The 5,055-nt window shown below is 60.4% G+C and carries 3 protein-coding genes; all 3 read left to right on the top strand.

Annotated features, from left to right (window positions below; genetic code table 11):
• A partial coding sequence (locus ABX749_RS21300) for a DUF1501 domain-containing protein (RefSeq protein ID WP_372897753.1) occupies positions 1–1,404 on the top strand: 1,404 nt, incomplete at its 5' end.
• The gene (locus ABX749_RS21295; protein ID WP_372897752.1) at positions 1,401–3,890 is read left to right on the top strand and encodes a DUF1549 domain-containing protein; all 2,490 of its coding nucleotides are present in this window, start codon (positions 1,401–1,403) and stop codon (positions 3,888–3,890) included. The genes ABX749_RS21300 and ABX749_RS21295, both read left to right, overlap by 4 nt.
• Positions 3,890–5,055, top strand: a 1,166-nt coding sequence (locus ABX749_RS21290) for a hypothetical protein (protein ID WP_372897751.1), incomplete at its 3' end; no start/stop codon positions are given. The genes ABX749_RS21295 and ABX749_RS21290, both read left to right, overlap by 1 nt.

The following is a 5,055-nucleotide window of genomic DNA, read 5'->3' as shown; positions in this document are numbered from 1 at the left end:
GGATTGATCCCGCCCGGGTCCCACCTGAATCATCCCACCACTCACCCCGGCCTGATCATGTTGACGATCAAGGGTCCTTCCAGTCGCTATTGCGACGGACGAAACCGGCGAAGCTTTCTAAAGATCGGCGGCCTGTCCTTCGGCATGGGCGGCTTCTCGTTGGCCGACCTGTACCGCGCCGAAGCTTCGTCTCCCTCACCTCGATCACACAAATCGGTGATCAACATTTTCTTGGCCGGCGGTCCACCGCACCAAGACATGTGGGACATCAAGACTGAGGCACCCAGTGAAGTCCGCGGCGAATTCCAGCCGATCAACACCAACGTGCCCGGCATTCAAATCTGCGAGGTGTTCCCCAAACTTGCCGCGTTGATGGACAAGTCGGCGGTCATTCGCAGCGTCGTCGGTTGCCGCGGCGGACACGACGGGATGCAATGCTTTACCGGTTGGGAAGGCAACTCGTTGAAGAACCTCGGCGGCCGTCCTTCGATCGGTGCAGCGGCGTCGCGATTGTTCGGCCCGGTCGATCCCTCGGTGCCGCCCTTTGTCGGCCTCGCCGCGCCGACGCGTCACGTCCCCTGGTCCGACTCCGGTCAAGCCGGTTTCTTGGGGTCGGCCTATTCGCCCTTCAAGCCCGACGGGCCGGGCATGCAGAACATGACGCTGAAAGGGATTTCATTTGATCGGTTGCAAGATCGCCGCCAGTTGTTGAACGAACTGGACACGATGCGCCGGGACATCGACATCAGCGGGGCGATGGAAGGTATGGATGCGTTCGGCCAACGCGCACTCGATGTGCTCACCAGCAGCAAGTTGGTCGATGCGTTGGACCTGTCCAAAGAAGACCCCAAAATCGTTGCCCGCTACGGCGACGGCAAACCGTACAACTATCAGTACGACGGAGCCCCGACGTGCAACGATCAATTGCTGGTCGCGCGCCGGTTGGTCGAGGCCGGCGTCCGTGTCGTCAGCCTTAGCTACGGGCGTTGGGACAGCCACGGTCAAAACTTTGACCTGGTCCGCGACCACGGTGGCAAACTCGACCAGTGCCTCAGTGCGCTGGTCCATGACTTGGACGAGCGGGGCATGTTGGACGATGTCGCGATCGCGGTCTGGGGTGAATTCGGACGCACCCCCAAGATCAATGCCAACGCCGGACGCGATCACTGGACCAAAGTCAGTTGCGCATGGCTGGCCGGCGGCGGGTTAAAAACCGGTCAAGCCATCGGTGCGACCAATCGAATGGGCGAAGAGGCGGTCGAACGCCCGGTCGACATGCAAGAGGTTGTCGCGACGCTGTACCACACCCTGGGCATCGACACCCACTCGACCACCATTGCCGATCCGACCGGACGCCCGCAATTTCTGGTCGACAGTGATCCGATCGCCGAGTTGATCGCATGACCCCCACCAATCCCAAAGGCTCCCAGCTTGCGATCCGAGCCCTCGCTCTCCTCGCACTGCTCTGCTTGCCCGCCCTCCATTCCGTTGCCGACACCCTGCGCATCGACAACGCCGCAGGCGCCGCTGCCACCGAGTTGGTCGGCACCGACGCTCGGCTGCAACTGATCGTTTCTCGATCTGAATCCAACGGCCTGACGACCGACTGGACGCGGCAGGTGACATTTACCGCTTCGCCCGACGGTTTGGTTTCGATCGATCCGAGTGGATTGGTCACTCCGCTGGCCGACGGGACCGTCACGTTGTCAGCGACCAGTGACGATGGTGCAAACGCCACCGCAACGCTGGTCGTTTCCGGCACCGGCCAGGCTCAACCGGTCAGCTTTTGCGGGCAAGTCGTTCCGATCTTTACCAAGTTGGGATGCAACGGCGGCGGATGCCACGGAAAGATCGCCGGTCAAAACGGGTTTCGGCTTTCCTTGCTCGGTTTTGAACCCGGCGAAGATCACAAACGATTGGTGGCGGAATCTCGCGGGCGTCGTGTTTCGTTGGCCTCGCCCGATCGCAGTCTGTTGTTGATGAAAACGATCAACGCGATGCCACACGGTGGCGGAGCCCGGACCGATCGCGACTCGCACGAGTACCGCGTCCTGCGGCGATGGATCTCACAGGGAATGCCCTACGACCAAGGCGAAATCCGGACGGTCAGTTCGATCCGCTGCTATCCCCAAGTTCGCCGAATGGCCGGCGGCAGCGAGCAACAACTCTCGGTGATCGCGACGTACAGCGATGGTTCGGTCGAAGACGTCACCCGAGCGGCGGTCTACGAATCCAACGACACGCAAATGGCGGAAGTCAGTGCCACGGGACTGGTGCAAACCGGCCAGTTGGTCGGCGATGTCGCCGTGATGGCCCGCTACCAAGGTCACGTGACGGTGTTCCGCGCCGAAATCCCCTTGCGAATTGAGATGCCTTCCGAGTCGATCGCCGCCGATGGTGATCCGGCCGCACCCGAATCGGTCAACGTGGTGGACCGGTTTGTCCGCAAGAAACTCCACTCGCTCGGAATTCCCGCGTCGCCGCCATGCGATGACGCGACGTTTCTTCGACGCGTGACGCTGGACCTGACCGGTCGGCTTCCCACCCTGGATGAAACCAACACGTTCCTTGCCGACGACGCGGCCGACAAACGCGCCCAGACGGTCGAACGATTGTTGGCGAGCGACGATTACGCCTCGTTCTTTGCACGCAAGTGGGGCGTGATCCTGCGCAACCGACGCACCGGCGGTTCGCTGCAAGTCTCGAACATGCTGTTTCATCATTGGTTGAAGGAGTCGTTCCGCGACAACAAACCGTACGACCAACTCGTCGACGAATTGCTCACCGCCAGCGGCTCGCTGTTCAGCAACCCCGCGACCGCTTGGCTATCGCAAGTCACCGACCAGAACGAACGGGTCGAAGACATCAGCCAATTGTTCCTGGGTCAGCGGATTCAGTGTGCACGTTGCCATCACCACCCGTACGAGAAGTGGAGCCAAGAGGACTACGCGAGAATGTCGGCTTTCTTCTCGACCATTTCAAAGAAGACGCAGGGTACCGACGTCACATTCGTGACCCGCATCGCCGCACCGTCGGCCAAGCATCCGAAAACGGGCCAGAACGTGTCGCCGGCCGGACTCGATGCCGAAGCAATTCAGACCGATGCGGCGACCGACCCGCGTGGTGACTTGAGTGACTGGGTGACGTCGCCAGAAAATCCGTTCTTTGCCAAAGCACTCGTCAATCGGTACTGGAAACACTTTCTGGGACGCGGATTGGTCGAACCGGAAGACGACATGCGCGTCACCAATCCCCCGTCAAATCCCGAACTGATGGATGCCTTGGCGGCATCGTTCGTCGAATCGAATTACGACTTGAAAGCGTTGATCCGGCTGATCTGTCGCTCCGACGTTTACAACGCCTCCTCCGACGCGCTCGCCGACAACGTCATCGATCGTCGCAGCCACTCGCGTTACTACCCCAAACGCTTGCAAGCCGAAACGCTGCTCGATTCGATCGATGTGGTCACCGGAGCGTCCACGGCGTTCGCCGGGATGCCGGCCGGAACACGCGCCGTTGAACTGCCCGACACCGGATTCAATTCGTATTTCTTGTCCGTGTTTGGTCAGCCCGATTCGAAGACGGCCTGCGAGTGCGAGCGATCCTCGGAGGCGAATCTTGCGCAAAGTCTGCACCTGCTCAATTCAGAAGAGATGCAGAAAAAGCTGACGCATGACCAGGGACGAGCCGCCGCGTTTGCCGCCGACAGTTCACGACCGACCGAAGTCAAGATTCGAGAACTGTACAAGCTGGCGTTGAGCCGCGAACCGAACGACGGAGAACTCAAGTCGACGCTGAGCTATCTGGGGGAACGCGAGAATCAAAAAGAGCCCTGGGAAGATTTGATCTGGGCCTTAGTGAACTCCAAAGAGTTTTTGTTCAACCACTGATGCCCCACCCATTCAATCCTTTTTTCGCCGATCGGTCGCGCGGCGACCGGCCTTACGTTTGCCGTGTGTTGGTCGCCCTGCTCGCCATGATCTGCATGGCAGGCGGCAACGTTGATGCACAGCTACCCGTGATCGGACTCCGGGCGCTTTCCCAATCGTTCTTTGCCCCCGGAGCATCGTACGAGGTCACTATCGCCGAGGGTGCAAACACGGAAGAGGTTCGCGAGCTTGTTTTCTCGCATCCGGGCATCACGGCGACCTTGTTGAGCGGCCCGGCCAGACCGTTGACCAAGATCGAAGCACCGCGTTACGGAAGCTTCAGTGTGACGGTCGCCCCCGACGTTCCCGTAGGACGCTATGAAGTCCGAGCGGTCGGCCGATTCGGGATCTCCAATCCGCGTTCGATTGTTGTCCAACAAGAGATTCGCATCGTCCCCGCGGTGGGCACCGATCCGTCGACGGCAACTGCCCTGGAACTTGGACAAACGCATTGCCGGCGCGTTTCGCCACAGCGACGAGATTTCTATTCGTTCGACGCAGTCGCCGGCAAGCAATACAGCATTCGGGTGATCGCACAAGCCATCGATTCCCAGCTGATCGGCGCCGTCTCGGTCGCTGACGCCAAAGGGCGAACGCTGGACAGTGCGATCGGCAGCGACCACTCGGATTTGCAACTCACGCTGACGGCAACCGACAACGGTCCGTTGATCGTCGCGGTACACGACGCATTGTTCCGGGGCGGTGCAGCCTATCCCTACGGTTTGCTGGTGACCGAAGGCATCCAGACACAGCCCGACTTGCAACCCGAGTTCCCCAAATCAGTTAGCGTGGTAACGCGGGATCCGGTCGAAGTCGACGAAACCGATGTCCCCATCGAACTGACGGTCCCGGCGTGTGTGGAAGCCAGCTTTGATTCGGCCAGCGACACCGATCAATACCTTTGCAAGTTGTCCAAGGGCCAACCGGTCTTCATCGAAGTGGTTTCCGATCGGATCGGCCAGCCGACCGATGCGCGGTTGATCATCGATCGATCGCTGGTCGACGCAGCGGGGACGCAGTCCTGGCAACGGGTCGCAACCGCCGAAGACGGCCCCAATCTGTCGGACTCCGTCATCCGATTTGCCACGGGTGATCCCGTGCTGCGTTTCCAACCACCCGAAGACGG

It is taken from the genome of Stieleria sp. (assembly GCF_041595215.1).
In the GTDB taxonomy this organism is placed as follows: Bacteria; Planctomycetota; Planctomycetia; order Pirellulales; family Pirellulaceae; genus Stieleria; species Stieleria magnilauensis.
The sequence above is the reverse complement of the archived record's forward strand: the minus strand, read 5'-3'. Positions and strand labels throughout refer to the sequence as shown.

Excerpts from the sequence above, each read along its gene's own strand:
- ABX749_RS21295 (WP_372897752.1), top strand. The coding sequence starts at position 1,401 with ATGACCCCCACCAATCCCAAAGGCTCCCAGCTTGCGATCCGAGCCCTC.